This window comes from Gracilibacillus pellucidus (assembly GCF_033949965.1).
GTDB classification, from domain to species: domain Bacteria; phylum Bacillota; class Bacilli; order Bacillales; family Amphibacillaceae; genus Gracilibacillus; species Gracilibacillus pellucidus.
Map to the genome: position 1 here is coordinate 77,271 of NZ_JAWZSR010000006.1, position 26,478 is coordinate 103,748.

Annotated in this window: 31 protein-coding genes and 2 pseudogenes; 13 read left to right on the forward strand and 20 right to left on the reverse strand. The window is 32.8% G+C overall.

Going from position 1 to position 26,478, the window contains the following annotated elements:
• Nucleotides 1-24: 24 nt before the first annotated feature.
• Both SH601_RS11530 and SH601_RS11535 read left to right on the forward strand, forming a co-directional pair.
• A complete protein-coding gene (locus SH601_RS11530) occupies nucleotides 25-1,080 on the forward strand; it encodes a hypothetical protein (RefSeq protein WP_319958460.1) in 1,056 nt (351 codons plus the stop codon).
• Nucleotides 1,068-1,472, forward strand: a complete 405-nt coding sequence (locus SH601_RS11535) for a M67 family metallopeptidase (RefSeq protein ID WP_319958461.1) — start codon at nucleotides 1,068-1,070, stop codon at nucleotides 1,470-1,472. Before SH601_RS11530 ends, SH601_RS11535 begins: the two co-directional genes overlap by 13 nt.
• Before the next feature lies 1 nt (nucleotide 1,473).
• Here SH601_RS11535 and SH601_RS11540 read toward each other — a convergent pair whose 3' ends face one another.
• The 3 genes from SH601_RS11540 to SH601_RS11550 are packed head-to-tail and all read right to left on the reverse strand — an operon-like array spanning nucleotide 1,474 to nucleotide 2,537.
• Nucleotides 1,474-1,641: a hypothetical protein gene (locus SH601_RS11540; RefSeq protein WP_319958462.1), complete on the reverse strand. Its 168-nt coding sequence runs from the start codon at nucleotides 1,639-1,641 to the stop codon at nucleotides 1,474-1,476.
• Between the two features lie 21 nt (nucleotides 1,642-1,662).
• On the reverse strand, nucleotides 1,663-2,082 hold the full coding sequence (gene fosB / locus SH601_RS11545; RefSeq protein WP_319958463.1) for a metallothiol transferase FosB: 420 nt from the start codon (nucleotides 2,080-2,082) through the stop codon (nucleotides 1,663-1,665).
• 26 nt (nucleotides 2,083-2,108) lie between these two features.
• Nucleotides 2,109-2,537: a hypothetical protein gene (locus SH601_RS11550; protein WP_319958464.1), complete on the reverse strand. Its 429-nt coding sequence runs from the start codon at nucleotides 2,535-2,537 to the stop codon at nucleotides 2,109-2,111.
• Between the two features lie 157 nt (nucleotides 2,538-2,694).
• Between SH601_RS11550 and SH601_RS11555 the strand changes: the two genes are divergently transcribed.
• Nucleotides 2,695-3,759 (forward strand): C45 family peptidase, encoded by a 1,065-nt coding sequence (locus SH601_RS11555; RefSeq protein ID WP_319958465.1) that lies wholly within the window; start codon nucleotides 2,695-2,697, stop codon nucleotides 3,757-3,759.
• Nucleotides 3,760-3,806: 47 nt separating this feature from the next.
• Here SH601_RS11555 and SH601_RS17645 read toward each other — a convergent pair whose 3' ends face one another.
• The gene (locus SH601_RS17645) at nucleotides 3,807-3,995 is read right to left on the reverse strand and encodes a superinfection immunity protein (protein ID WP_413775121.1); all 189 of its coding nucleotides are present in this window, start codon (nucleotides 3,993-3,995) and stop codon (nucleotides 3,807-3,809) included.
• A gap of 299 nt (nucleotides 3,996-4,294) precedes the next feature.
• Between SH601_RS17645 and SH601_RS11560 the strand changes: the two genes are divergently transcribed.
• Together SH601_RS11560 and SH601_RS11565 are read left to right on the forward strand one after the other, a co-directional pair.
• On the forward strand, nucleotides 4,295-4,669 hold the full coding sequence (locus tag SH601_RS11560) for a hypothetical protein (RefSeq protein ID WP_319958467.1): 375 nt from the start codon (nucleotides 4,295-4,297) through the stop codon (nucleotides 4,667-4,669).
• Between the two features lie 60 nt (nucleotides 4,670-4,729).
• The gene (locus SH601_RS11565; protein WP_319958468.1) at nucleotides 4,730-5,224 is read left to right on the forward strand and encodes a hypothetical protein; all 495 of its coding nucleotides are present in this window, start codon (nucleotides 4,730-4,732) and stop codon (nucleotides 5,222-5,224) included.
• A 95-nt stretch (nucleotides 5,225-5,319) separates the two neighbouring features.
• Here the strand turns inward: SH601_RS11565 and gerE are convergent.
• The 11 genes and pseudogenes from gerE to SH601_RS11620 form a co-directional block, all read right to left on the reverse strand.
• A pseudogene (gerE, locus tag SH601_RS11570) lies at nucleotides 5,320-5,409 on the reverse strand (spore germination transcription factor GerE); the annotation flags it as partial.
• 36 nt (nucleotides 5,410-5,445) lie between these two features.
• Nucleotides 5,446-6,285 carry an HNH endonuclease gene (locus SH601_RS11575; protein WP_319958469.1) on the reverse strand — a complete coding sequence of 280 codons (840 nt, stop codon included), beginning with the start codon at nucleotides 6,283-6,285 and terminating at the stop codon, nucleotides 5,446-5,448.
• Complete coding sequence (locus SH601_RS11580; protein WP_319958470.1) at nucleotides 6,286-7,857, reverse strand: AAA family ATPase; 1,572 nt, start codon at nucleotides 7,855-7,857, stop codon at nucleotides 6,286-6,288. It lies immediately after the preceding gene.
• A 280-nt stretch (nucleotides 7,858-8,137) separates the two neighbouring features.
• The gene (locus tag SH601_RS11585) at nucleotides 8,138-9,652 is read right to left on the reverse strand and encodes a recombinase family protein (RefSeq protein WP_319958471.1); all 1,515 of its coding nucleotides are present in this window, start codon (nucleotides 9,650-9,652) and stop codon (nucleotides 8,138-8,140) included.
• A gap of 124 nt (nucleotides 9,653-9,776) precedes the next feature.
• On the reverse strand, nucleotides 9,777-10,304 hold the full coding sequence (locus SH601_RS11590) for a hypothetical protein (RefSeq protein ID WP_319958472.1): 528 nt from the start codon (nucleotides 10,302-10,304) through the stop codon (nucleotides 9,777-9,779).
• A gap of 15 nt (nucleotides 10,305-10,319) precedes the next feature.
• Nucleotides 10,320-11,177 carry a DUF4747 family protein gene (locus SH601_RS11595; protein ID WP_319958473.1) on the reverse strand — a complete coding sequence of 286 codons (858 nt, stop codon included), beginning with the start codon at nucleotides 11,175-11,177 and terminating at the stop codon, nucleotides 10,320-10,322.
• A gap of 146 nt (nucleotides 11,178-11,323) precedes the next feature.
• Nucleotides 11,324-11,812 (reverse strand): annotated as a pseudogene (locus SH601_RS11600) (recombinase family protein).
• A gap of 746 nt (nucleotides 11,813-12,558) precedes the next feature.
• The gene (locus SH601_RS11605; RefSeq protein WP_319958474.1) at nucleotides 12,559-12,690 is read right to left on the reverse strand and encodes a hypothetical protein; all 132 of its coding nucleotides are present in this window, start codon (nucleotides 12,688-12,690) and stop codon (nucleotides 12,559-12,561) included.
• A 476-nt stretch (nucleotides 12,691-13,166) separates the two neighbouring features.
• Nucleotides 13,167-13,340: a hypothetical protein gene (locus SH601_RS11610; protein ID WP_319958475.1), complete on the reverse strand. Its 174-nt coding sequence runs from the start codon at nucleotides 13,338-13,340 to the stop codon at nucleotides 13,167-13,169.
• Nucleotides 13,334-13,498 (reverse strand): hypothetical protein, encoded by a 165-nt coding sequence (locus tag SH601_RS11615; protein WP_319958476.1) that lies wholly within the window; start codon nucleotides 13,496-13,498, stop codon nucleotides 13,334-13,336. The genes SH601_RS11610 and SH601_RS11615 overlap by 7 nt, the downstream gene beginning before the upstream one ends.
• 129 nt (nucleotides 13,499-13,627) lie before the next feature.
• Nucleotides 13,628-13,774: a helix-turn-helix transcriptional regulator gene (locus tag SH601_RS11620; RefSeq protein WP_319958477.1), complete on the reverse strand. Its 147-nt coding sequence runs from the start codon at nucleotides 13,772-13,774 to the stop codon at nucleotides 13,628-13,630.
• 201 nt (nucleotides 13,775-13,975) lie between these two features.
• Between SH601_RS11620 and SH601_RS11625 the strand changes: the two genes are divergently transcribed.
• From SH601_RS11625 to SH601_RS11650, 6 genes are all read left to right on the forward strand, one after another.
• Nucleotides 13,976-14,332: a helix-turn-helix domain-containing protein gene (locus SH601_RS11625; RefSeq protein WP_319958478.1), complete on the forward strand. Its 357-nt coding sequence runs from the start codon at nucleotides 13,976-13,978 to the stop codon at nucleotides 14,330-14,332.
• A 2-nt stretch (nucleotides 14,333-14,334) separates the two neighbouring features.
• Nucleotides 14,335-15,006: a restriction endonuclease gene (locus SH601_RS11630; protein ID WP_319958479.1), complete on the forward strand. Its 672-nt coding sequence runs from the start codon at nucleotides 14,335-14,337 to the stop codon at nucleotides 15,004-15,006.
• A 118-nt stretch (nucleotides 15,007-15,124) separates the two neighbouring features.
• Nucleotides 15,125-15,613 carry an ImmA/IrrE family metallo-endopeptidase gene (locus tag SH601_RS11635; RefSeq protein ID WP_319958480.1) on the forward strand — a complete coding sequence of 163 codons (489 nt, stop codon included), beginning with the start codon at nucleotides 15,125-15,127 and terminating at the stop codon, nucleotides 15,611-15,613.
• A gap of 75 nt (nucleotides 15,614-15,688) precedes the next feature.
• Nucleotides 15,689-16,534, forward strand: a complete 846-nt coding sequence (locus SH601_RS11640; protein WP_319958481.1) for a sce7726 family protein — start codon at nucleotides 15,689-15,691, stop codon at nucleotides 16,532-16,534.
• Nucleotide 16,535: 1 nt separating this feature from the next.
• Nucleotides 16,536-17,462 carry a sce7725 family protein gene (locus tag SH601_RS11645; RefSeq protein WP_319958482.1) on the forward strand — a complete coding sequence of 309 codons (927 nt, stop codon included), beginning with the start codon at nucleotides 16,536-16,538 and terminating at the stop codon, nucleotides 17,460-17,462.
• Nucleotides 17,459-18,556 (forward strand): RES family NAD+ phosphorylase, encoded by a 1,098-nt coding sequence (locus tag SH601_RS11650; protein WP_319958483.1) that lies wholly within the window; start codon nucleotides 17,459-17,461, stop codon nucleotides 18,554-18,556. The genes SH601_RS11645 and SH601_RS11650 overlap by 4 nt, the downstream gene beginning before the upstream one ends.
• 28 nt (nucleotides 18,557-18,584) lie before the next feature.
• Here SH601_RS11650 and SH601_RS11655 read toward each other — a convergent pair whose 3' ends face one another.
• Nucleotides 18,585-18,755 (reverse strand): helix-turn-helix domain-containing protein, encoded by a 171-nt coding sequence (locus tag SH601_RS11655; protein ID WP_319958484.1) that lies wholly within the window; start codon nucleotides 18,753-18,755, stop codon nucleotides 18,585-18,587.
• 293 nt (nucleotides 18,756-19,048) lie between these two features.
• Between SH601_RS11655 and SH601_RS11660 the strand changes: the two genes are divergently transcribed.
• A complete protein-coding gene (locus SH601_RS11660; RefSeq protein ID WP_319958485.1) occupies nucleotides 19,049-20,284 on the forward strand; it encodes an MFS transporter in 1,236 nt (411 codons plus the stop codon).
• Between the two features lie 289 nt (nucleotides 20,285-20,573).
• On the opposite strand, the gene sdhB is transcribed toward SH601_RS11660, so the two are convergent.
• The 3 genes from sdhB to SH601_RS11675 are packed head-to-tail and all read right to left on the reverse strand — an operon-like array spanning nucleotide 20,574 to nucleotide 23,745.
• The gene (sdhB, locus tag SH601_RS11665; protein ID WP_319958486.1) at nucleotides 20,574-21,335 is read right to left on the reverse strand and encodes a succinate dehydrogenase iron-sulfur subunit; all 762 of its coding nucleotides are present in this window, start codon (nucleotides 21,333-21,335) and stop codon (nucleotides 20,574-20,576) included.
• A gap of 17 nt (nucleotides 21,336-21,352) precedes the next feature.
• Nucleotides 21,353-23,104, reverse strand: coding sequence for a succinate dehydrogenase flavoprotein subunit (sdhA, locus tag SH601_RS11670; protein WP_319958487.1), 1,752 nt, complete (start codon nucleotides 23,102-23,104; stop codon nucleotides 21,353-21,355).
• 32 nt (nucleotides 23,105-23,136) lie between these two features.
• A complete protein-coding gene (locus SH601_RS11675; RefSeq protein ID WP_319958488.1) occupies nucleotides 23,137-23,745 on the reverse strand; it encodes a succinate dehydrogenase cytochrome b558 subunit in 609 nt (202 codons plus the stop codon).
• A 383-nt stretch (nucleotides 23,746-24,128) separates the two neighbouring features.
• Here SH601_RS11675 and SH601_RS11680 point away from each other — a divergent pair, with 383 nt between their 5' ends.
• On the forward strand, nucleotides 24,129-24,554 hold the full coding sequence (locus SH601_RS11680) for a YslB family protein (protein WP_319958489.1): 426 nt from the start codon (nucleotides 24,129-24,131) through the stop codon (nucleotides 24,552-24,554).
• A 43-nt stretch (nucleotides 24,555-24,597) separates the two neighbouring features.
• Here SH601_RS11680 and uvrC read toward each other — a convergent pair whose 3' ends face one another.
• Complete coding sequence (uvrC, locus tag SH601_RS11685; protein ID WP_319958490.1) at nucleotides 24,598-26,379, reverse strand: excinuclease ABC subunit UvrC; 1,782 nt, start codon at nucleotides 26,377-26,379, stop codon at nucleotides 24,598-24,600.
• Nucleotides 26,380-26,478: the final 99 nt, after the last annotated feature.

Here is a 26,478-nt window from a genome sequence, read left to right on the forward strand (position 1 = left end):
GTGCCGAAAAAAGGGTGAATCCATATGTATCAATACAAACTTTATAATAATGAAGAAATTGAAAAGATGAATCGTGATCTTAATAGATATAAAAAAGCATTACAAGATTGGCAAAACACAGATACTAATCATTACCTTAAAGCTCGTGAAGAAGTAGAGGAAATAAATAGAGAATTTGTTAAATATAAAGGAGAAATGAAAGTTATGGAAGATACCTATCAGAAGAAAATCGAGAATTATGAACAAAAGGAACAGAAAATTGCTACACAGATTCACGCGATTAACCATTCCATCCAACAATTAAAAAAGGATGTCCATTCGATACAAGAGGAGGTAAAAGAATTACGGATAACAGAACTTCTAGAAAAGATGGAACAACTCGTTGAACACACAGATACGGAGACACAAGCTGTTAAAAAAGAAATCGTCAATCAACAAGAAAACTATACTCAGATGAAAGAACAGCCCAAAACAGAAGTAGCACAACAACCAACCTCCAGAAGAATGAGTGAATATCGAAGATTACAAAACATGCTAAAAACAGCAACACCGAAAAACCAGCAAATGCCTCCAGCTACTAACACAACAATCAACAGGCAAACTATAAATAATCACCAAGCTAACCCTAATATGGTAACTATGCAAAATGGAAAAAAAACCTATCACAACCCGAAATATGAATTAAATAAAAATATTATCGTACGAAAAAAAACAGGAAAAGACCTTCAAGAATCACAGACACAGATAGAACAAACAGCTACTAAATCAACGGAACCAGTTAATAACGAAAAAAAAAATGAACCAATGAACCCTATCGAATCTGTTGAACCGGTAGCACCGAAAGAACCGATTACTTCCCAACCAAGCAACCAATCAGAAACAAAAGATGTTACAGCTAAAGCAGAGCAATCACCTGCCACTCCAGCAAAACAGCCAGTAACTAATGCAACACCTGTTAATCAACCAAAATCAACGGAAATCACAAAAAAAGTGGAAAATCAACCAACACCGGAAGATAGCCAACCACAAAACGGTATTAAAAAAACTTGGTTATTAGCAAAGTCACTATGGAAAAAGTAATTATCATTCCCGAATATATATATGAACAAATTATTACAGAAGGTAATAAGCGGTTACCATATGAGGCATGTGGATTATTAGCAGGTAATAAAAATCAAGTGCATTCTTTTTGGCCCTTGAACAATCACTTACAGTCAAGCAGACGTTTTTTCGTACCGAAAGAAGAAGTGAGAGCCGCAGAACGTCAAATAATCAATAAGAAGGAACAAGTTTTAGCTGTTTTTCATACACATCCTTCAACTAAAGCTGTTCCTTCTTATTATGATCTACAAAACCATCCTACAGTAGATGTAGCAATGGTGATTGTTTCCTTTAAACACGATGACCCAGTGATGAAATGGTATGCTGTTCGTCACAATGATTACCATGAAGTCAAGTGGTCGATTGTGTAAGTTATTCTTGCTTCTGTTTGTGAACTTCTAACAGTTCCTTCAGTGTATGAAGAATATTTTGAAGCGCTATTAATATAAAACCTAGCATAATGAATGTTACAATTTCACCCGTTATAAAAGACAAAATTCCTAATAACACTGCATATAGAGAATATAAGAAATATTGCATTGGTTATCACATTCCTTTTCATTAATAAAATATCATATGTGGCTTGTCTTGCTGATAATAATCAAGTCGATCATTTAATGTACCCGTATGGAACTCGAATTTATGCCCATCCGGATCCGTAAAATAGATCGATCGCCTGTCCTGCTCGTCCCTTACCCTTCCATGCAAGATGTTTACACGTAGTTGTTTGAGTTTCTCAACCGCCTGATTAAATTCACTTTCATCAATGGAAAACGCCATATGTGTATAGGAATGCTGAATCTCATTACGTGGAATATCTTTTTCTACATTAAGCGCAAACCAGTATCCAGCTAAGTCAAAGTATGCTGTGCTTTTTCCCTTCACCAATACCTTCGCATCAAATACATCTTGATAAAACTTGAGGGACTTTTCTAAATCAGAAACAGAAAAGCACACATGATTGATTCCTTTAATGTTCATCTTATCAAGCTCCTTTGGCTTACTTGTTACTTATCATCACTCGTGTTATTCAACACTTCCATTAGCTTTGCTACATCTTCCTTCGTTAACCAGTTTTTCTCAATAGGCCATTCTTTGTAATTTTCTGTTAGTAAAATAACTTGCTCATTGCTATTTACAACGTGTTTAATTTCAGTTAATGGTATTTCCTTTTTTCCAAATAAATTACCTCTGTACATCGATAGATAGCCTTGAGCAATCTTTACATATACTTTATTAGATATATCAAAATAGAATGCAAGCCTGTTGATGCCAACGATTATCGCAATCAATGATGAAAAAAGAATGATATACATGCCTATCACATCCATCGTCATGCTTGAACTCACTAATGTTATGAATACACTGAGAATATACAGTGACCACTTCACCTTATATTTTCCCCATTCAAACGACGGGTTAAAGCTCCACTCCATAAGATCACTCCTATAGTGTTAAATCTGTCTTTACTAAACCAATATCTGTTAATACTGCCTTCCTCCATTATTATATAAATCTTCCTCTTTTTCAATATATTCAGAATAGATTATAATGAAAACTATTGAACAAAATATACATAGTTGAGGTGGAAACATGAAACAGATTTATTCAGATATCATTCAATTCCGTGGTTCACATTACCAATTTGGTTATATGCAAGGGAAACAGTTAAAAGACTCTTATCTCGTACATAATCGAAACAGGCAATGGAAAGTTCGGATTCCACGTTTTCGGATTGATATGGAGGAAACAAAAGCTATCTTTCAACAGTTCGATTCCGCTGTTTGGGAAGAATTAGAAGGTTTGCGTGATGGACTAGACTGGCCAATGGAGCGTGTATTACTTGAATTCGGAGGCTATCGATTGCAATTACAGCGTTCGGGTTGTTCCATTTTTGTCGGCAAAGATTATATGATTCGTAACTATGATTATCATCCTAAAACATATGATGGTCGTTATGTCATCTATCAACCTACAGACAAAGGGTATGCGACTATCGGTGTCAGTCAACGTGTCACAGGGCGATGTGACGGTATGAATGAAAAAGGACTTGCTTTAGGTTATACCTTTATTAATCGAAAACGACCAGGAGCAGGGTTTGTCTGCCATATGGTCGGAAGACTTATCTTAGAATTGTGTGCAAATGTAGAAGAAGCTGTCACCTTATTAAAAGAAATGCCACATCGCGGTTCATTCAGTTATGTACTATTTGATGCGAATAGTGATGTTGCGACAATTGTTGAAACATCACCTCGTGGTATAGAAGTAAGACAAGGCAATACTTGTACTAATCATTTTGAAATCATGAACAAAGAAAATAAACACCATTTAGTTGATTCAAATAAACGCTTGACTGTGATGAATAATCAAATAGACGCTGAATTAACTGGTGAAAAAGCATTCCGCATGCTCAACGATTCTAATCAAGACCTCTTTTCTAAACAATATCGTAATTGGGCTGGTACCATTCATACATCTGCCTATTTCCCAAATGAATTAGCTGCTTGGATGGCGTTAGGTGGAGACACACAACCGACTGTATTCGATTTTGAAGAATGGGTAGGTGGGAAAGATTTTGAGATGAAACAAATTAAAGGAGAAATTGATACAGATATTCCATTTTTACATATGGAACGAGCGGATTGGTTTATGAATTAAGAAATCATACACCCGCTAGCCTTTATTGGTTAGACGGGTGTATTAGTTTAAATTTTAGTAATCTTTCCTACAGGCTTTTTCATAGCTAAATATAGCGCCGCTACCCAACCTATAAAAATCCATCCTAAGAAAAAATTTATTGCATATATCGTTATTTTATTGGATTTTTTTTCTGAGTCGCTACAATACTTGGTAAGAAATAAATAAAAATAATTCCTATATTTAGTGGTACATATTGCATTTTATCCCCTCTAGCTTCCATTATAAATAGTCATGTTCTAACTCATCATATATTATGTAAATCAATTAAGTAATAATATATTAGCATATGGTTCAACTTTGTAATACAGTAAAATATAACCATTTATTATTCGATATGGAGCTAAATAGGATAAAACACCAATAACTCATTTAGAAATTAATTCCTATTCATCCTCGTTGTTGGAACTCGAATTTTAAAGTGGGGGTATTACGGACTGATACACCGTGATAAAATGAAATAGTCATCGTTATTTTTATAAGGAGTTTATTTTATATGAAATTACTATCACCTCTAATTATTTTAGTGCTTACAGCAATGTTAGTTTTTGATTATTTCCCTGCATTATCAGATATCGTGCCTATTCCGATTGGCGTATTTATTTTTATTGTCATTGCATTAATTGTCATAAATGTGATCTTCAATAAAAATATCGAACATACATATAATGAGAAGAAATCGTTAAAATCTAATTTGTTACTAACAGGCTATTTTATAGTGCTGATGGTTGTATTAACACTTTTAGGTGGCAAATCTGTTACAGGTATCTCTTTAGATAACGGTATTCTCTGGATGTTGATCCTTTTTTCTGTTGTTAATACAATCCTAAGATGGCGGAGAGCAACGAGAGAATCTACTTCTGCAAACTAAGTGCATGTAACTTGCTTTTGTTATATGTACTTCCATCAAACCAAGAAAGGAAAATCACTTATGCGTAACTATTTTATTACAGCATTAGAATTTCTTCTTGTATTTTTAGTTTCACCGATAGTCGGTATCATCGTTGTATTTATTTCCTCCATCCTTCATTTATCAATTGATGTGGAAAATATGCTCATGTATATAGCTGCTTTCATATTATTGGGTGTCTTCTTATATCGTCTAACCAAAAGACATCAATTAAATCAAATTATTTTCGCCACTGCTATACCGATTGTTTTTATTTTATCGTCACTCATACCAGACAAAGCACCTTCAACGATTCACACAGCCAAATATGAATACACATTTGGTGTACCGCTCCCTTTTATCACTGTGCATAGTGAAAGCAATGCCAGTTTTCTTCTACAACATGTATCTTTTCATCATTCATTTGGCATTAACGCTTTTCCATTTTTATTAAATGTTATTATTGTTTATTTCGTTATGATGTATATTCGGAAGGTTTTTGTTAGGCGACATAAGCCCATTTCTATCTCTTCATGATTAAGTGAGACTTCAAGCAGTAGGGATTTTACGGATTCATGCACCATGATAAACTAAAAACCAGTTATCCTGTCTATAGAATAACTGGTTTTTATCTAAAGCTTTAACTCGCCCATTCGCAATAACTCCACTACAGCTTGTGAGCGCCCCTTTACACCCAGCTTCTGCATGGCATTTGAGATGTGGTATGATTGCAAACTTAATTTTGACTTCAAGAAATTTTACACTGGGAAATTTGCTATGCCCTCATTACAGAACCAATTACTTTCTGCTAAAGCCTCGTACATAGCAGACTTCCAGTTGTTTACATAATGTCTTTCTGAGCTCTTTTTAAAATCTAGCAGTGTATCTTTCAGTATTTCTGAACCACTCTCTATATACAACTTCTTTAAAAAATGAGCTTGATCATTAAATTCTTGACTAGCAATAATGCTATATAACTCTGAAAGTTTCAAAGCATTAAAATGGTTATGCAGTTTTTGGAATTTTCTGTCAGTCCAGTTTTCAGGCTTTTGAACAAAGAAACTAAAACCAATTTCTTTTTTATAATCAATTTCTGCAAACAACCATTTTCCTTGTTCAACATTATCATAATAAGGGTGTAGAGTTTCCTCTTCATTACTAGGCATATTGGTTAGTTTTGCTGAATTACAATCTCTACAACAAGGAATTAAGTTAAGTGGATTAACCGAAAATTCCGGGAAACGCGCCTTAGGTAAATAATGATCTAAGGTTCCAGATATTCTATATCCACAAAAAGGACAAATTTTCGAAGCATGTAAGAGTATATCGTAATATTTTCTTGCTGGCTCCCCTTTAGAACTTAGCTTTTTATATAAAAACAGCATTTCCTCTTTTGATATTGCATCGTTTACAGTGTCACTACTTTGAATTTGCGATAGTTTACCTAAATCGCCAATATTGTTATATTTTTCTGTACTATCATTAAAATAATTCAACTCTTCTTCAACACGTTGTTTTAAATCTTGGTTACGTATATTACTTGTACAAGCTTTTAAAATATCTTCATGGATAATAGATGGTTTTTCAACTACTCTCATTTAACGACCATCCTTTTTAAAGAAAAGAGAGCGAATTATTGTTTTAGCTTCTAAACCTAATCTCTCATCAAATTGAGATACTACTTCATCATAATCATTGGATTGACCTACAATATCTCTCAAAAGTGAATGAAAGCCCGAGTTCGTTACTTCTAATCCAAATATCTCTCTTGTTAAAGTACCAATATTTTCACCAAATGTTTCTATTTCAGGTCTTTCAAAGGAAACCAAATCATTTGTTCTATTCATAATCCACACACAATTTTTTGGGACTTCTTGTACTATAACTGGCGAATGAGTAGCTATTAGTGCGACAGCATTTCTATAAATCAACAAATCCGAAAGAGCTCTTGTAAAAGCAGATAGCAACGGAGGGTGTAAGTGAATTTCAGGTTCATCTAAAATAACTAAACTTCTTTCCTCTACTGTTTCAACCAATTTTGTTATTGTCAATAAAACTATTTTATGTCCAGAACTTAGCTTATTAAAAATTTTATCAATTCTATCTTTATACTTTGGTTTGATTAAATGTTCAATTCCAAGTCCATTAAATATTGGATCACTCTCTAAGGTTTTTATAGCTTTTTTCCAGCGTTTGGTTTTAGAACTGTTACTTAAAAATAATAGAGAATCTTTAAATTCGTTTTGTAGATCTATTAATGTTTTGGGAGTATAGACAGTTTTCTCAATTAACTCTTCATCAACTTCTTGTTTTTGTACCTCATCTTTTTCATTTATTTTTTCTTTTTTCAATAGTCCAATATTATAATATCTAATTAAATCTTCACTTTCTAACTCCATTAATTCATCTGTCCCAGGGTCAAAAGAGCTAAAAGATACAGAAACCAAATTAGCAAATAAATCTTCTTGATTTGACTCATTAATATTCTTAATTATTTCTCCATATTCGCTTCTATTAGTTCTAAGATTATTAATTAAATTCTTAAGTAGTCTAGTCTTACCTACTCCATTTCTACCAATAATTACATGAAGGTTAGATGGAGGGCGTGAATTAGGCTGCACTTCAACTTCAAATGATGAACTAGTTTCATTATTCGGAAGCTTATATGAAAAAAAATATTCAGTTAATTTAGCATTCCCATTAGCGAGCCTTCTAAATTGGCCTTTTACAGAAGTACTAGATATAGAACGTAACAAGGATCTTCTTGTTATGTGCTCGTTTTTTACTTCCTCATAAAGCTTTTCATCTTGCGCTATATCGTTAAGTCCTTTTAAAATATGGTACCTTATTTCATCACCTAGATTATATAAAGTACTATAATAGGTAACATCTTGACCAACTGAAAAAAAATCTGGAGGTATCTGATCAAAGTATGGAGGAACAGCAGGGGAGAGTTCTTCTTTCTCATAAACTAATCCTTTTTGACCAATTTTTATTGTACCTAAAGTTTCTAAAGAATTCTTTATTTGGCACTGCACATCAAATACAGTCTGATATTGCCACCAATCATTCCAACTATCCTTCACCAAATAAACATAAATAAAATCTTCACTGTAATTAGGATTTGAAGGGACTTCTGAAGAATCTATTACAAAAAATTTCGTTTCCATTTTATCACCTAACTATAATTTTTTGTTACTGTAACACTATAAATATTTACTAAAATACTTTTCATCTTTACTTCACTTTTTTTATTAAATAAATGTAATAAACTCATTCCAATAACATTGTTCTACAGGTGGTCTTGTGACTATTTTCTCCCTCCTTAATTGAAATAAAGAGTGATTATTTATAGTATATAATATACCAATAATAAATTATTCTGTAAATTTGTTGAGTAAAATTACATGATCAATGAATTTATTACCACTAAATAAGAACTATTTTACTTTAAATCTTTCCAAACTTGAATTTTAAATCAATTGAACCATCTTCATATATTGTTCCACATTTTAACAATTTATTAAAAACATTATATAAATCTTGATCAGTATCATTCAATTGTTCTAGTGCTTCCTTTATTGTCTCAATATTCAAATCTCTTTTATCAGCATTATTTAATATAAATAACTCATCCTCCAGTTGTTGTCCTTTTTTAACTAATTCTTCTTTTTTTCTTTCATAATCATATTTATTCAACATTCCTTCTAAATAAATATCTAGTAACCTATCAATTTTTTGCTTTATGCCATCAAGTTCTTTTTCTAATTTTCTTATTCGAACTTGATCGTTCATTGTAAGATTAAATTCTAGATTAAAACTTGCTTTTTCTGTTTCCTCTTTCAACTTCTGGAGTAATAATTCACGGAAACTATCATACGTGATTGGAGGATGATTCACGCATTTATTTGATCGCCTGTATTTACTGCATTTTAAATAATTCCAATGTGTTTTAGATCCATCTTTTTTCTTTTTCCAACTTTGCATTATCACCATATTGCTACCACAATGACCACATTTAAGAAGCCCTCTAAATTCGTTCCAGGGTGTTACTTTTCGTCTATTATTAACTACTTCTTTATTATTAGCCTTTTCAAACTCTTCTCTAGAAACGATAGCTGGATGATGATTTTTAATTATCGTCCATTTTGATTCAGGGTTTTTAATTTGTTTTTTTCTTCCGTCTACTTTTATGTTAGTATATTGATTTAAGATAAAATCGCCACAAAATGTACGATTTTTCAAAACTCGTTGAACTGTAGTTAGCTGCCAAACACCTCCTGATTTAGGTGGTAATATAGAAGCATTCTCTACACCCTCATTCAGCTTATTTGTGATAGTTTTTTGTCCGTATCCTTTGTTATTGTACCAGTCAAAGATTTTCCTAATAACTGCTGCTTCATCTTCTTTGATAACTAACTTTTGATCTACTCGATCATATCCGTATGGAATTTTTCCAATATGATGGCCTTTTCTAACTTTGGCAGCTAAAGCAGCACTGATCGATACTGATTGGGTTTTAGGATATTGTGCTGCAAACATAGAGAACATTTCAAATTTCATATCGTTTTTGCCTTCAAATTCGCTATCATAGCCTTCTTCAATAGTTACAACACGTACACCATGACCTAATAGTACCTCTTTAATTTCTAGTGCATCTTTTAGATCTCTGGCAAGTCTATGTATTGATTTAAACACAACCATTTTAATTTCTCTGTTACGTGCTTTTTTTAGTATTAGTTGCATGGCCGTACGTTCAAGAAACATTGTACCTGACTTTGCTTTATCCTCTAAAATGGATTTGTCATTCCATTCATAATTATTTTGTTCTAACCAGTAACGACATATATCAACTTGATTCGTTAAAGAATCCTTTTGTTCATCTTTATCTGTAGATACCCTTGCATATACTAAATATGGATAATTTTTATATAACTTTGGTTTTTCATCCCTTTTTTCAATCACTTTATCACCTCTGTTCCAAAATCTTTATTTAATATTATTACACAATATCTCGTTTTATTATAGAACATATGTTTTATTTTTGTGTATAAAACAGCTTGGAGTTTTCTAAGCTAAGATCAACATTTTATTTCTTTAATTGTGCTAGATAAACCATTATTCTTATTGTATTTCCTATTAATTTAATTGTACTAACCAGAGCATAATTAAGTATAAAAATAATAAAAACAATCAAATAGTATATTATGTGTACTTCAAGAAATTTTTGGATAAGTCCTAAAGAGATTACTGAAAAAGTAGTAATTGCCCACAATGCGGCAACATACCAAAATGGAAATAATAATTTTTGCAAAGTTCTATTTTTTAACAGCTTATTATAAATATCCTCAGTTGATAACGCTACAATGATTGCTAAACCAGCAATAATGATACCTAATAATGCTGCTGCAACAGAAGGTATTACACCAGTAATATATTCAGCTAAATCAATTAACTCCTTTTCATTAAAATCTTCTGTAATAAAAAGGAAGATAAAGGCAATCACTAAACCAAAATAAAAACCAAAATTTTTATAGGTTAATGTTCCCAACCTTACAATCTTTAACATTCCAAAAAAGGATGTATTTTCGAAATTTACTCGTTCATCTCGCTTCAAAATTTTCACACCTCTCTAGAGGATTATATCTCTCATTTCTATTGCGAACTTCTTTAACTTTCCAAAAAATTTGTCAGAATCGTTCTCATCTTGAAATGTTCTCATATGTACTAAGTCTCTAGAATTAAATTTAGTATGACTTCTTTTGGTTTTATGTCTTTTACTTCTGCTTGGAATATTGTTATATCCATAAGCTTTAACGTCACCGTATGCATTTGATACTTTTTCTACACCACTTTTTATAAATACTCCATCTTTATTTAACCCATCTTTATTTTCAAAAGTAGCCTTCATCCTAGTTGCGTTTTCTTCATGTATAATATCATCTAAAGATGCAAATGTATCCTTACTGTGCATATTTGGAGGAATAAGGTCAAATTCTATCTTGGTTAAGACATCCATATTAGTGATTCTATTGTATATTTCCTCTTTTTTAGGAATAACTTTAATTATTACTTCTCCAATTTCGATTTTTGATTTAAATATCAAGTCTTGAAATCTTTCCATAAATTCATCTCTATCAATTTGCCCGGTTTCCTCAAAAATTAATACTTCACTTACTGGATCATATATAAATCGACTAAAGTATGCTACAGGTTTTGGAATTTTATAATTATTAATTTTATCACCATCAACAACATTTACACTTTCATAGCGCGACTTTACCAGATTCCCATATATAAATTCAACACCATAACCTGATATCGTTTTAGTTTCAGTTATCTTCCAAGTCCATGTATTTTTTTCTAATGTTGGTTTTCCTAAAATAGCATCAGGTATTAGCTTTACTAGATTTTCCTTGTTAAGACTAAAAATATTGCTATTAATATTGATTTTGGAAGCAATGAATTTTGTCTTTTTACTTCTTCCCATAATAAACGCTCCTTCCAACTCACTAACTTCTACTAATAATTATATTATTAGGTATATATTACCACGAGCGGGTAGTTAAGTCACACCTTTTATTTTCATTTATTTCTAAACAAAGTACTCTTACTTATCCCGGTCATTTCCTCTACTTATTTATACGAATGATTTTTCTTCAACAATAACGCATGTTCAATTTGTTTTTTAGTATATTTTTTTGGACGACCTTCCCGAAAATCATCACACTGCTTTGCAACCTGTTTTCCTTCTTAAGTACGTTCTACAATCATATCCCTCTCAAACTCTGCAAAAGCACTCATCACATTAAAAATAAGCCTTCCTGTTGAGGTATCTTCTACTAATTCCATATTTAATACGTGCACCTTTACCCCTTTTTCAAACAACTGTTTAATCATGCTGATTCCATCTACTGTAGACCTGGAAAAACGATCTAATTTTAGTAATAACTAATGTATCACCTCGATCTAATACCTGGAGCAATTTGCTAAATGCTGGACGATCTCTTTTAGTTCCAGTAAATTTATCCTTATATATTTTCTCGCAACCTTCTTCTTTTAATTTTGGATCTGACCTTCTAAATCTTGATGAACTGTAGATACTTTCGCATATCCGTATTCCATTTTTATCCCTCACTTATGACACTAAGTTTTGTTACCCTTCAAAATACTAATCTATTAACCTCTTTAAAATTGATTCAATTCTTGTAAGTTATGACACCACTAATAAAAAAGAAAAGGCTAATTTTAGCCCTATTTAAATAATCTTTTTGCTGCAAACTTCCCAACCATTCTATTTTTGATACGCTCCGTGTAGATCCATTCCAGATCAACAATTCTGATAAACTAGCCGTTCAGCATTTCCCATTTCCGTTAGATTAAATTGTGGCTTATTATCATTAGTAGCGGCCTGTAATAGAAAGTTTTTTGTGTTGCTTCATAGTTTTATAGTTCGTTCCGGATGGTTCAAATTGAAATGCGCTACGTAACGTATTTGCAAATTCTGATTGATCGATAGATGGTATGAAGAAATATCGATTTTAAAAAAGAACAATGTATAATACATCTTTTTGTGAATACACAAACTCAATCCATCAGCTACAATGACTATAAAGTATGTTATCACGTGGTCCCTCATTCACTGGCAAATAGAATGGACGATCGTTTTCATTATTTAACATTTTTAATCGTTCAAAAAAACGGGCATTTCGTCTAACTCACTACCTTCTGTATTTTCACTAGGTAAAACGACTTGTACCCTTACTAGAAAGACGATAATCACCTACAAAGCCACCTGCCATTAGTACCTTTGCATCTTGACCTCTCACTTTATCTGTAGACTAAAAAAAGAACTGATAACCTCGAACAGTTTAAATTGCATGCAATTTAAACTCAGCTGCATAAAGTGCTTCAAAAATGACTTGTTCTTCCTGTTGATCGTCTATATCAAAAACATCATAGCCATCTGGAATTACTAAGCTTGTCCATCCTATTTGATTCAACCATTATGTTATTTCATGTTAATCTAAACTTAGAAAATCCAAATATTCCCATCACTTCACAAACGGACGCTTTTCAACGCTATATTCTTGTTCTTTATTTGTATAGGAATAGCCAATCAGTTTAATTACTTTGAATGGTTTTTCTGCTGTGGGAAAGAGACTTGATAGAATTGTTAGATTCGATGGTACAATTGCCAAACTCATATTTTCTTCTTTATTTGTAAAAAACTAGTAAAAAGACTTTAAAAAATAGGAGAAGAATGATAAAGTTAAGATGAATTAAATTTCCCTTGTAGTAAGTGTGTGGTCGCACTTGCTACTTTTTTATACCTTTATCATTCAACCCTCTCACCTACTTTTCTATAAACTTCACTGCAAAACCGATCTTTACTCCTTGCTTCTTTAGATCTTTCACTAAATTTATTAAGCTTTGTTTTTCTGACAGTTTTCTAATTTCATAGTTTTCACCGCTTTAATTAAATTGTTTTCATTTTATAGCCGATTAACTTTGCATTTATGCCAAATAATTCAAAACCTCTTTTTGCAACTTCATTTTTTGGTAAGGTAACATCTGATTCAATAGTTTTATCTAACGTCCATCCATCAACTTCAGCAACAACCGTATATAAATATTTTTGAAACCCTAGCAATAAGCATTCATCACCTTTTCACGTGGATTATCTGGAATAACTTCTGGTGTAAAATACGGCTTTAAAGCTTTTTCAAATGCTTCCTCTCTTGGCATATCGCCATAATCAACCTTTCTGATCTTATAAGTGACTTTTCTCTTGGTTGTTTGCTTTGCCATTTGCATCACCCCTGTTCTTAACATATGCAGCAGTAATATGTGGACTAACCATATTTTTGTTATTGGTAAAGATGGAAACTTGCAGTAAATTCATATTAATTACATTTAGTGGAGTATATAATTTACTAATTAGACTAATACTTCTCTACAAGGAAACACTTTGTTTCTTTTTTGTTCAAAAAAAAGTTCGTCTATAGTTAAGTTATAATAATCAGCTACTTTTTTTGCTAATTCTAGTGAAGGTGTTCTGTCTCCTCTTTCTATTGCTCCTAACATTTGAGGAGTTATATCAAGATCTTTAGCTACTTTTGAACGTCAGAGTGCTCCTCTACAGTCGACTAATTTGTTTCTCATTTTTTCACCTCACTTCTCAAGGAAACATTTTGTTTCTGTTAATGGTTTTTCAGAAACTTTTTGTGTCATTTATAGAATGGAAACTAAACGTTTCTTATAATAAGTATAGGAGGTTAATAATATATGTTAAAAAAACGATTGGTTTCACTTAGAAAGGAAAAAGGTTTAAGTCAATATGATGCAGCTGAAAGACTAGGTTTTTCCCGTGGCAAATTAGCAAATTATGAGCAAGGAACTCGTCAACCCGATTATGAAACATTAATAAAGATTGCTGATTTTTATGACGTTAGCCTAGATTATTTGTTAGGGAAAAGCGATAAAAAGGAAACAGATCGAGATAGTAAAAATGACGCAGATAATACCGAAGATGCTAACTTATTTTTCTTCGATATTGAAGGTTTAACAGAAGAGGAAATTGACGATATTAAGCGTCATATAGACTATGTAAAGTGGAAAGCAAAGCAAGAAAGAGGAGAATGACATTGGGTAAAAACCAAAGAAAAGCTATACTACAGTTAATTTATTTATTACTGTTCTGTATAGGCATATCCATAGTATTGTTACATCGTCTGGACTTTATTTATTTAATAATAGCCTTAATTTTACCGGCTATTATTACTGGCATTCTTTCAATTTTTATTCCTATCAAAAAATCCAAAAACAAAAAGAAATCAACTAAAAATGTATCTAAAGTAAAGAATAAAGATAACAATAACATACCTCCTACTAGACTTTTATCTGATAAAGAAATTATAAAAATGCCTTTAGAAAAAATGTCTGGATTAGAATTTGAGCGATTATGTTATTTGTATTACAAAGCAAAGGGATATAAGCCTAAAGAAACGAAAAAAGGTGCTGATGGCGGTGTAGATCTTCTTATTTATCAGCGTTATCATCAGCAATATGAAGCTGTTCAAATTAAGCATTATTTTAACTCAGGAAACCAAATTACGGTACGTGAGATAAGAGAATTAAATTCATCAAAACAAAATCATGATTGTGTTTTAGCGAGATTTATTACAACATCTACATATTCTAAAGAAGCCATGCTGCAAGCCGATAAATGGCGGATGAAAACTCATAGTATTGATTGGGTTCGTAACAAAATTGAACCTTGGAAAGAAGAGGAAGCTAAAAAAGCTAGATACGCGTAACATATTATTATCATCCGATCTTGCTATACAAAAATTATAGAAACAGTAAATGACACTGTTTCTTTTTTATCTTGATAAAAAGAACGTTTGTTCGTATAATGTGATTGAGGTGATGAAAATGTCCTACATATATAAGCCATTCGACTTAGAAAAATGGATAGCAAATCATTATCTAAAGAAAGGCATTACTACCCCTTCACTTATGGATATTCGCAAAATAGCTATATCATTTGATATTCAATTAGGATTTAGAGAAAAACGTTCATATTCTTTTACATACGGTAAAAGCAAAATTATAAGCATTGATTCTAGATTAACTCTTGAAGAACAGCGTGAACAGTTTTTTCACGAACTTTGTCACATTCTAAGACACTGTGGATCACAACTAGTTATGCCTAAAGCATTTCACGACCTACAAGAATGGGATGCTAAACGATTTACACGTTATGCTGCTATTCCATTTAATATGTTAAAATTATTTGACTTAAAAAGTGAATATATTGTTGATGATATGGCACAATCATTCAATGTTGGCACTAAAGTAGTAAAAGAAAGGCTAGATGGCATTCATCGTAACATACTATATTATTATAACTGCAATAGGTAGTTACTGTTGTACTGTGTTATTTTAATAAAAGTTATGATATTATAAAAATAAATATGATAAGGACAGGTGTTTATTATGAGTAATAATAATATCTTGAATAGGGTCTTTACTCAAAGCATATTTCAAGAGTTAATAAACCAGAATGAAAACTCTTTATTTGACACTTGTGTAAGAAAATATTTGACTATAGGTAATTATATCCAATACAATGATCTTATTAAAGAAATGTATAACTATTTAAGTAAACAATATAGGAATGAATATTTCTATAAAAATACCCTTCTTAATAAGCTTTTATTAGGTAGACATAGTATTAATACTACAACTGCTTTAACAGAAATTCCAATAAGTAAATCAAAAGCAGATTTTATTTTAATTAATGGAAAAGCAGTAGTTTACGAAATCAAAACAGAATTAGATACCTTCGATCGCTTAGATTCACAAATTACTGATTATTTTAAAGCTTTCGATCATGTTTGTGTTGTTACTTCAGAATCTCAATATAATAAAGTTCAAAAAATCTTAAATGGATCCAAAGTGGGCATATGTGTTCTAACAAAAAGAAATACAATTAGTACACGAAAAGAACCTATCACTGACACATCTCAACTAGATCACGTAACAATGTTTAAAATTCTCAGAAAACAAGAATATGAGCGTATAATACTTGAATACTATGGAGAGCTTCCAAGGACTGTACCGGTTAAATATTATAAAGAGTGTTTAAATATGTTTTCAAATATAGAAATAAATACTGCATATAAGTATTTTATAAACATATTAAAAGAGCGTAGTAAGCTAGTAAAAGAAGAATATGAAAAAGTCCCTTATGAATTAAAATTCTTAATGTATTTTTCGAATTATAACAAAAACGATTATGCTAAACTATTTAGTGTTTTAAATAAAAATTGGGGGAATTAATATGTATTTTCCATATTTAAGGGGAAGACAGTTTGAATTACTTGCAATACGAGAATTGGTTGAGAACAAGTTAATTGGTTCAAAAATAATACCTATTGTTGAACCAATTAAACCTACTTCAACTTTACTGAAAACTTTGAATTGTTTTTCTGAAGAGGATCATCACATTGCTCTAATACACAATCCAAAAGTTGGGAACTATAAAAAGGCTTTGGACAACCTGAAAGATGAAACATTAAAAGATAAGTTAACAAATTCTTTACATAAGCACGAAGTAATTCCAGCTCATATACTCAATAATAATAGCGTATCAGAATTAAAATATATCGAGAACAAAGAGAATTTAATAGTCATCTTAAATGATACAGACCATATAAATAATTATCTAAATATCTTTAACACTGAGAAGCCAATATATACACTCACACCTGACGAAAGTTCTTTTAGAAGAAAAATTAAAAACAGTAGAGTATTGTTAGCTGATAGGTTTTCTAAACAGTTAAGAAACGCCGACTATGTTAATATTGAAGATGAATCCTTTTCTGAAGATCATTTATATTATAGAGATGATAATTATAGTGGATTTTCAGATTTTTCTATTGTTGGTGCAGAATTTTCTGAAACAGGATTTGCTCCCTATGCTGTAGTAATTCATATTGTCTACTTCGATGATCAAATGAGTCTTCGTATTAAACATTTTGTGTCCGATACTAATGATGATATCACCGACCCAGCTGGAAAATTTTATGAGGCTTTAGAAAAATTGATCAATTGGAATTATTCAAAAAATATAGATACTCTAGGAATTAGAGAGTTTCAAAAACATTATAAAAATGGAACTTATCCTGGCTTAGGTACTGTTAAGAAAATCGCGATAATGCACCACATTGAATTAATAAATAATTTCTTAGAGGAACGATTAAAATGATTTGTTGTGTTAATTGTTTTGTTGATTCAGAGATTAAAGGAATAATTGAAAGTTTAAATAACAAGGGTAAATGTGACATTTGCAATTCAAACAATGTATTTATATATAATACTAATATAAATAATAACCTCGTTGATAGTTTTAATGAATTATTATCAATTTACACTCCTAAGACAAGTCTACCAAGTGATTTTCCTATCGAAAAACTAAGCCTATTAAAAGATGAGTTATATAACAATTGGAATATATTCAGTAAGAGTATTGAAAATGAAAATATTTATCATATTATTGTTGAAATTTGTTCCGAAAAGTACCAAGAATCACCTGAATTATTTTATGAACCAATAGGTATTCTAGATGCTAATGATACACAATATTTAGAAAAGGAATCCATCCTAAAAAACAATAAATGGGAAGATTTCGTAACAGAGATAAAAACAAAAAACCGGTTCCACACGCATTACATAAATACTGATGCCTTAAAAAAATTACTTAGATATATAGAAAGACCTTTTAAAAAAGGATCCAAATTCTACAGAGCTAGAATATCTAATAAAAACGAATTTTCCTCAAAGGATATGTATGCACCTCCACCCGAAAAAGCAACTGCTGGTAGAGTGAACCCATTAGGAATAAATTATTTATATCTGGCTACAAATCAAATTACAAGTATACATGAAATAAGGGCTGGAGCATATGACTACTTAACAATCGGAGAATTTGAATTAATAGAAGATATTCGCATAGTAGATTTTACATTGATAGAAAAAATTAGTCCTTTTTATCCAACTATAGATGCGCAACTTCTAGCTATAAATAAAAAGCACTTACAAAAAATAAGTAATGAAATGGCTAAACCTGTTCGAAAAAGTGACGGCCCTCTAGATTATTTACCAACTCAGTATATAGCAGATTTTATAAAAAGTATTGAAGACAATGACAATCAGGCATACCATGGTATTAAATATAAGAGTACACTTTATAAAAAAGGGGAGAATATAGCTCTTTTTAACCAAAAGGTTTGTAAATGTGCTGATGTGACTCATTATGATATAGAAAGTATCGATTATAAGACTGATCCAATTTTAACATGATGGAAATGTAAAATTTACATTTCCATTTTTACTTGCAATTACACCGCATAGCATTTGAGATGTGATTTCTGACAGTTTTTTGCGAGATAAATAACTCTTCGGCGATTTCCTTGGTCGTTTTATCCTGTACTAGTAGCTCAAAGACTTCTCTTTCGCGCTTCGTTAATAGTTGCTTCGGCTTGTAGTCATTATCCTTCAAATGTGAACCCCTCCTTGCTAACTTTAGGGCGTTGAAAATAAGAGGGTAATTACTTAGTCAATCTTATAATATGTTTACTACAGAAAAGGTGTGCTCTACAAACACCTATTTTGGCGCAGGTTTTAAGGGGCGAATGGTACTCATTTTATTTTTTTATAAAAAACTGACATTCCATCATTGACTGATGACAATTATGTGTTAGATATTTTGAGATAAATACACACAAAGATATGGATAATCATGTTATAATAGTAAAAATATTCAGAATAATGTTGTTGGCTTGGGGGCTAAGTATGAGTCTGGCAAAGAACAACCATTTCAAAACAATACTCACCATAAGATTATTAACTAATATTGGGGACAGTGTATTTTTTATCGTGTCTATGTGGTATATTGCCAATCATGCAGATTTAGCAATATACGCCGGGATTGCTGTTTTTTTATTTACACTACCAGAGACGTTACTCATTTTTATGGGACCTTTAGTCGATAGAATAAATCCTAGAAAACTATTAATGCTATCAACTGGAGGGCAAATAATCGTTCATGGATTGATTGTTTTTTTATTTCTCATTAATGCGATAACAATACCCTTTTTGTTAGTTTTATTAATGTTTTCAGCCTTTTTTTCGGCAATCACCTATCCGATTGAAGAGACAATGCTCCCTCAAATTGTACAAGGGCATGAATTAGTCAAAGCAAATTCAATATTTACAATCGCTTATAAAATTGTTGACTCCCTGTTTGATGGTTTATCGGGGATTTTATTGGTAGTCGGAACAGCATCACTGCTATATGAAATAAACCTTTTCATATTTGTTATACCTTTAATCATTCTAAAAGTAATCAAATTCAATATAAAGTCAGAAGAAGAGGAGAAATTTGATTTTGCTTCTTACAAATCTGACCTGAAAGAAGGATTAATGTTCGTCCTAACTTCTAATATAAAATTAATGCTAATCCCATTAGTTTTTGTGAATTTCTTTACTGCTATTAATACCGTTGCCCTTCTCTTCTTCTCTAATACTTTAACAGAGACAGCTTCTACCTATGGTATTTTACTTGCTGTAAGTGGGGTGGGAAGTATGTTAGGAGCAATCCTTGTTAATAAACTGGAACAGAATATACTACCTGGAAGGATTCTTACCTTTGGCTTGCTATTGAATGGATTAATGTGGTTGTGTATGACATTCAGTTCTGCAGAATATTTGGCATACTTATTTCTATTTTTAGCTAGCTTTTGCCAGGGCGCTTATAATATTATATTTGCTTCACTATTTCAAGTTATGACACCCGTAAATTTATTAGGAAGAGTTAATACATGTGTTGAATCCGTCATATCCTTCGCTATGCCTATCGGTGCTATTATAGGTGGGATTTTAATTGACATAATACCGTTACAGCTAGTAATGAGCTTTAATACCATATCACTAGTAATTACTAGCATTATTTTCTTTCTTAATAAAAACATATATGATTTAGATAAAATTGATAGAATACACGCCGAATCTACAGCAACACACCCATAACAATGAATTCGTTATGGGTGTGTATACATGCTTACTATCACGACATATTAATTTTCTATTTTAGTAATAATGGATCTGCTGATTTATTATCAACTTTTTTAAATTACTATCAACTTCAACTACTTTATTATCAACTTTTCCATTTTACTATCAACTTCTGCTACTTTACTATCAACTTTCCCATTTTACTATCAACTTCAACTACTTTACTATCAACTCTCCGCTAGCTCTACTCTTCTCACCTAGATAAACCAAAAACAGAACCCTACAACGAGGGTTCTGTTTTTGATTAATGCGCGTGATCACTTCCAAAGAAGTTCTTGAATGATTGAATGTTTGTATCACGGTTAAGTGCTGCGATAGATGTTGTTAATGGGATACCTTTCGGGCAAACTTGCACACAGTTTTGGGAGTTCCCGCATCCTGAAATGCCACCGTCTTCCATTAGCGCTTCTAGACGTTCACCTTTATTCATTTCACCTGTTGGGTGTGCGTTGAATAGGCGCACTTGTGATAATGGTGCAGGTCCGATAAAGTCAGAGCTGCTATTAACGTTTGGACATGCTTCAAGACATACACCACATGTCATACATTTAGATAATTCATATGCCCATTGACGTTTTTTCTCGGCCATTCTTGGACCAGGTCCGAGGTCGTGTGTTCCATCGATTGGAATCCAGGCTTTCACTTTTTTTAATGAATCAAACATGCGACTACGGTCCACTACTAAGTCGCGTACGACAGGAAATGTAGACATCGGCTGTAAACGAATAGGATGTTCTAATTTATCTACAAGTGTTGAACACGCCTGACGTGGCACATCATTTATTACCATAGAGCATGCTCCACAAACTTCTTCTAAACAGTTTGATTCCCATTGTATAGGTGCTACCTTTTCTCCTTTTGCATTAACGGGATTTTGTTGTGTCTCCATTAATGCGGAGATAATATTCATATTTTTGCGGTATTTGACCTTGAATGTCTCCTCATAGGAGGAAGAATCAGGGCTATCTTGACGAGTCACAATCAATGTAATAGTGTCTTGTGCCATTTCTTCGTTACCCCCTCTTATTTTTTCTTACTGTAATCACGTTTTCGCGGTTCAATTAGTGAAACATCTACATCTTCGTATTCAAATTTTGGTGCATTTGTTGCTGTGTCAAAGGATGCTTTCGTTGTTTTTAACCATTCTTCATCATTACGATCCGGGAATTCTGGTTTATAATGTGCCCCACGACTCTCGTTACGATTATAAGCACCTTGTGTAATAACACGTGCTAAGTGAATCATATTCTTCAATTGGCGTGTAAACATGACACCAGAATTATTCCAACGAGATGTATCATCCATATTGATGTTTTCCCAACGTTCTAATAATTCTTGCAATTTTTCATCTGTTTTTAGTAGTTTTTCATTATCACGTACAACCGTTACGTTATCTGTCATCCATTCACCCAATTCTTTATGGATTTGATAAGCGTTTTCTGTTCCACGCATATTTAATAGTGCTTCAAATTTTTCTTCTTCTTGTTTTAATTGCTCATCAAAAATAGTAGATGATACATCTTCCACTGTTTTTTCTAGACCATCTAAATATTTGATCGCATTAGGCCCAGCTACCATACCACCATAGATAGAAGATAATAATGAGTTGGCACCTAAACGGTTTGCGCCGTGTTGTGAATAATCACATTCACCAGCAGCGAAAATTCCAGGGATATTCGTCATTTGTTCATAGTCAACCCATAAGCCACCCATTGAATAGTGTACAGCTGGGAAAATCTTCATTGGTACTTTTCGTGGATCTTCACCTACGAATTTTTCATAGATTTCTATAATACCACCTAGCTTCACATCTAGTTCTTTTGGATCTTTATGAGAAAGATCTAGATACACCATGTTTTCCCCATTGATACCTAGTTTCTGATTAACACAGACATCAAATATCTCTCGTGTCGCGATATCTCGAGGAACAAGGTTACCGTATGCAGGATATTTCTCTTCAAGGAAATACCATGGCTCACCATCTTTATATGTCCAAACTCGTCCACCTTCTCCACGAGCAGATTCACTCATTAGACGAAGCTTATCATCACCAGGAATCGCTGTTGGGTGAATTTGAATGAACTCACCATTCGCATAAATAGCACCTTGTAAATATAGAGCCGCTGCTGCTGAACCAGTGTTAATAACTGAATTAGTAGATTTACCAAAAATAATACCTGGTCCACCTGAAGCAAAAATTGTTGCGTCTCCCTTAAATACTTTTAATTCATGTGATTTAATATGTTGACCAATAATACCACGACCAACACCTTCATCATCAATAACAGCTGAAACAAATTCCCAGCCTTCATATTTCGTTACAAGACCTTGCACTTCATAACGTCGAACTTGTTCGTCAAGCGCGTAAAGTAATTGTTGCCCTGTTGTTGCACCAGCATATGCTGTACGGTGATGCTGTGTACCTCCGAAACGACGGAAGTCTAATAACCCCTCGGGCGTTCGGTTAAACATAACTCCCATTCGGTCAAGCATATGTATAATTCCAGGCGCTGCTTCACACATTGCTTTAACAGGTGGTTGATTTGCTAAAAAGTCTCCACCATATACAGTGTCATCAAAATGCTCCCACGGAGAATCTCCTTCCCCTTTTGTATTTACGGCACCATTGATTCCACCTTGTGCACATACAGAGTGAGACCTTTTCACAGGCACAATGGAAAGAAGGTCAACATGTACGCCTGCTTCTGCTGCTTTAATTGTGGCCATTAAACCTGCAAGACCACCACCAACAATAACGATATTGCGATCACTCATTTATACTCACTCCCTTTACTCCCTACTACTGATTAAACGAACGCGAACAATGCGCGCACACCGATATATGTTACTGCTAAGAAAACTAGAAGTGTTGCATATGTAGCAATTTTTTGCGAACGTGGTGTAACGGTAATTCCCCAACTTACCAAAAAGCTCCATAAACCATTCGCGAAATGGAATGTCGTAGAAACTACACCAATTACATAAAACCAGAACATAAATGGATTAGCTAAAATATTTTCCATTAAGCTATAATCCAATTCTTCTGAACCCATTCCAATTTGTACACGTGTTTCCCATACGTGCCACACGATAAATACTAGTGTGATGATACCTGTGATTCGTTGTAAAAAGAACATCCAATTGCGGAAAAAACCGAAACGTTTCACATTGTTCTTTGCAACAAAGACAATATACACACCTAATACTGCGTGGAACAAAATAGGAAGAAAAATAATAAAGATTTCTAGTACAATACGAAATGGTAAATCATGCATGAAATACGCCGCTTTATTAAAGCTTTCCGGTCCATAAACGGCAAAATGGTTGACAACCAAGTGCTGAATCAAAAAGATCCCAATTGGCACAACCCCAAGTAATGAATGTAGTCTTCGGTAAAAAAATTCCCTATTCTCCACCTTTTGTGTACCCCCCTCTAGTTCTAGTCAAATTCAACATACGAGTCTTTTTTCTAGCACTCTATCAATTTGAAGCGCTTAACATCTCGGTATATAGACATATGTCTCTTTCGTCTTATCCCTCTTACACGAGATATCCCATCCAAAAAAATTCGTATATTGGTAACACTTTTATTGTACTTCTAACTGGAAAAAGCGTCAAGAAAACGATATCTTTTTTATTAATGTGAAAATTTCAATAATTGAGTATTCTTGACTACATTCTCCCTAAGAAAGATTAATTTAATAAAGTTACTTATGAACGATTGCAGAATAAGGGAAAAAAAGAGATAATAGTGTATAGATTGTTAGTTTTTTAGCGTGGTAAGAGAGGGGACAATTTCGTGGTAGACAAAAAAACAAATATTGCTACTGTACTTGCTAACTTGCAAACAACTAGTAGTGGTTATGATTTAATACGATATATTGGATTACCTGATATGCTTGGACAGGAATCGGATCTGATTTTATATGTAATGGGTAAAAACATTGCTAGACAAGCAGAATGTGGCTCACTAGAAGAAATTAAAGAATTTTTCCAGCATGTTGGTTGGGGAGACCTGTTAATTGTTAAGGAAAAGCGTAATGGCTATATTTATGAAATAAGCGGTGAATTAGTCCAAGCACGTAAAGAAACACTTGGTGAAATAGACTTTCAGCTAGAAGCTGGCTTTCTAGCTGAAGCAATCTATCATATAACGGAAAAAGAATGCGAATGTGTCGCTGAAGTGAAAAAAGGCCAAGTACTATTGCATGTATTACATAATTAAAGCCCCTATTCCGAATGATCTACAGATCTTCGGAGCGGGGCTTTTATTCTTCCTCACGAAGAGAGGCTAAAATATTTTCGGCCACTGGTTTTGGGATACCGAGTTTGACAATAGATTCAACTGATGCCTGTTCTATTTCTTTTACCGATTTGAAATGAGTTAATAATACTTTTTTACGTTGTGCACCCACTCCATCAATTTCGTCCAATTTAGAATGGAACGCACTTTTTCCTCTAAGCTGGCGATGAAATGTAATAGCGAAGCGGTGTACCTCATCTTGGATTCGCTGCACTAAATAAAATTCCTGTGAACGTCGGTCAAGCTGGACAACTTCCGGTGGATCACCATACAACAGTTCACTTGTACGGTGCTTATCATCTTTTGCTAAACCACATAATGGAATGCTTACACCTAATTCATTCTCTAATACATCAAGTGCTGCTGACATTTGTCCTTTTGCCCCATCAACGACAATTAAGTCTGGCAGTGGTGCATTTTCCTTTAACAATCTTGAATATCGCCTTCGGATAACTTCCCGCATCGTATCATAATCATCAGGACCTTCTACATCTTTAATTTTATATTTACGATATTCTTTCTTCGCTGGTTTACCATCAATAAATACGACCATCGCCGATACTGGGTCTGCACCTTGAATATTAGAATTATCAAATGCTTCTATACGATGTGGTGTCTCAATATGCAATTTTTCCCCTAATGTCTCGACAGCACGAATAGTACGCTCTTCATTCCGCTCAATTAAGCTGAATTTCTCTTGAAGCGCAATTTCTGCATTTTTCTTCGCTAGTTCCACTAATTCTTTCTTACGCCCACGCATCGGAATATGAACATCCACTTCTAACAATTGTTTGATCAGCTCCACATTCGTTGCTATGGGTACTAGAATTTGTTTTGGTTTCGGATGGTGATGATGCATGTAGAAACTACCAATAAAGCTTAAGAATGTCTCTTCTGCTTCATCATAGAAAGGGAATAATGAAATATCACGTTCAATTAATTTTCCTTGACGGATAAAGAAGACTTGAACACACATCCAACCTTTATCATAACTATAATTAAAGATATCTCGGTCAACTTGGTCTTGCATTGTCATCTTCTGCTGTTCCATGACCGATTCGATATGTTGAATTAAGTCACGAATTTCTTTCGCACGTTCAAAGTTTAATTCCTCAGAAGCTGCTAACATCTTTTCTTTTAATTCTGCTTTTATTTTGCCATGTCCACCATTTAAGAAGCTTGCAATTTCTTGTGTAATTTGTTGGTATTCTTCTCCAGAAGGTGGTGTCTCTGCACACGCTAAGCATTGTCCCATATGGTAATAAAGGCAATGGCGTCCTCTTGGGTTATTACATTTTCTTAATGGATATAATCGATCTAATAGTTTTTTTGTTTCTCTTGCTGCTAACACATTGGGATACGGACCAAAATATTTTGCTTTGTCCTTTTTCACTTTTCGCGTAATAATTAAGCGTGGGTGACGTTCATTCGTAATTTTCAAAAATGGATAAGACTTATCATCTTTGAGTAACACATTATATTTAGGATCATATTTTTTAATTAAATTCATCTCTAAAATTAATGCTTCAATTTCTGAACTAGTCACAATATATTCAAAATCTTTAATCTCACGAACGAGCCGTTGTGTTTTTTGATCATTTGCACCAATAAAATAGGAGCGAACTCTATTTCGGAGAACTTTTGACTTTCCGACATAGATAACTGTCCCATTCTTATCTTTCATTAAATAACAACCAGGTTGTGCTGGTAATACCGCCAGCTTTTCTTTAATGTGATCGTTATCCATTCTAGGTTTCCCCCTTTCTTTTACATTATCTCTATGTACCCCTCTTGCGAAAATAATCCCTTATTATAGGATTCAATCACTATAATAAGGGATTATACT

Excerpts from the sequence above, each read along its gene's own strand:
- SH601_RS11660 (WP_319958485.1), top strand. The coding sequence starts at position 19,049 with ATGAGTCTGGCAAAGAACAACCATTTCAAAACAATACTCACCATAAGA.
- SH601_RS11640 (WP_319958481.1), top strand. The coding sequence starts at position 15,689 with ATGAGTAATAATAATATCTTGAATAGGGTCTTTACTCAAAGCATATTT.
- uvrC (WP_319958490.1), bottom strand. The coding sequence starts at position 26,379 with ATGGATAACGATCACATTAAAGAAAAGCTGGCGGTATTACCAGCACAA.
- SH601_RS11550 (WP_319958464.1), bottom strand. The coding sequence starts at position 2,537 with ATGGAGTGGAGCTTTAACCCGTCGTTTGAATGGGGAAAATATAAGGTG.
- sdhB (WP_319958486.1), bottom strand. The coding sequence starts at position 21,335 with ATGGCACAAGACACTATTACATTGATTGTGACTCGTCAAGATAGCCCT.
- SH601_RS11635 (WP_319958480.1), top strand. The coding sequence starts at position 15,125 with ATGTCCTACATATATAAGCCATTCGACTTAGAAAAATGGATAGCAAAT.
- SH601_RS11645 (WP_319958482.1), top strand. The coding sequence starts at position 16,536 with ATGTATTTTCCATATTTAAGGGGAAGACAGTTTGAATTACTTGCAATA.
- SH601_RS11555 (WP_319958465.1), top strand. The coding sequence starts at position 2,695 with ATGAAACAGATTTATTCAGATATCATTCAATTCCGTGGTTCACATTAC.
- SH601_RS11530 (WP_319958460.1), top strand. The coding sequence starts at position 25 with ATGTATCAATACAAACTTTATAATAATGAAGAAATTGAAAAGATGAAT.
- SH601_RS11625 (WP_319958478.1), top strand. The coding sequence starts at position 13,976 with ATGTTAAAAAAACGATTGGTTTCACTTAGAAAGGAAAAAGGTTTAAGT.
- SH601_RS11540 (WP_319958462.1), bottom strand. The coding sequence starts at position 1,641 with ATGCAATATTTCTTATATTCTCTATATGCAGTGTTATTAGGAATTTTG.
- SH601_RS11575 (WP_319958469.1), bottom strand. The coding sequence starts at position 6,285 with ATGAGAGTAGTTGAAAAACCATCTATTATCCATGAAGATATTTTAAAA.
- SH601_RS11595 (WP_319958473.1), bottom strand. The coding sequence starts at position 11,177 with ATGGGAAGAAGTAAAAAGACAAAATTCATTGCTTCCAAAATCAATATT.
- SH601_RS11580 (WP_319958470.1), bottom strand. The coding sequence starts at position 7,857 with ATGGAAACGAAATTTTTTGTAATAGATTCTTCAGAAGTCCCTTCAAAT.
- SH601_RS11560 (WP_319958467.1), top strand. The coding sequence starts at position 4,295 with ATGAAATTACTATCACCTCTAATTATTTTAGTGCTTACAGCAATGTTA.
- sdhA (WP_319958487.1), bottom strand. The coding sequence starts at position 23,104 with ATGAGTGATCGCAATATCGTTATTGTTGGTGGTGGTCTTGCAGGTTTA.
- fosB (WP_319958463.1), bottom strand. The coding sequence starts at position 2,082 with ATGAACATTAAAGGAATCAATCATGTGTGCTTTTCTGTTTCTGATTTA.
- SH601_RS11615 (WP_319958476.1), bottom strand. The coding sequence starts at position 13,498 with ATGGCAAAGCAAACAACCAAGAGAAAAGTCACTTATAAGATCAGAAAG.
- SH601_RS11620 (WP_319958477.1), bottom strand. The coding sequence starts at position 13,774 with ATGTTAGGAGCAATAGAAAGAGGAGACAGAACACCTTCACTAGAATTA.
- SH601_RS11565 (WP_319958468.1), top strand. The coding sequence starts at position 4,730 with ATGCGTAACTATTTTATTACAGCATTAGAATTTCTTCTTGTATTTTTA.
- SH601_RS11535 (WP_319958461.1), top strand. The coding sequence starts at position 1,068 with ATGGAAAAAGTAATTATCATTCCCGAATATATATATGAACAAATTATT.
- SH601_RS11650 (WP_319958483.1), top strand. The coding sequence starts at position 17,459 with ATGATTTGTTGTGTTAATTGTTTTGTTGATTCAGAGATTAAAGGAATA.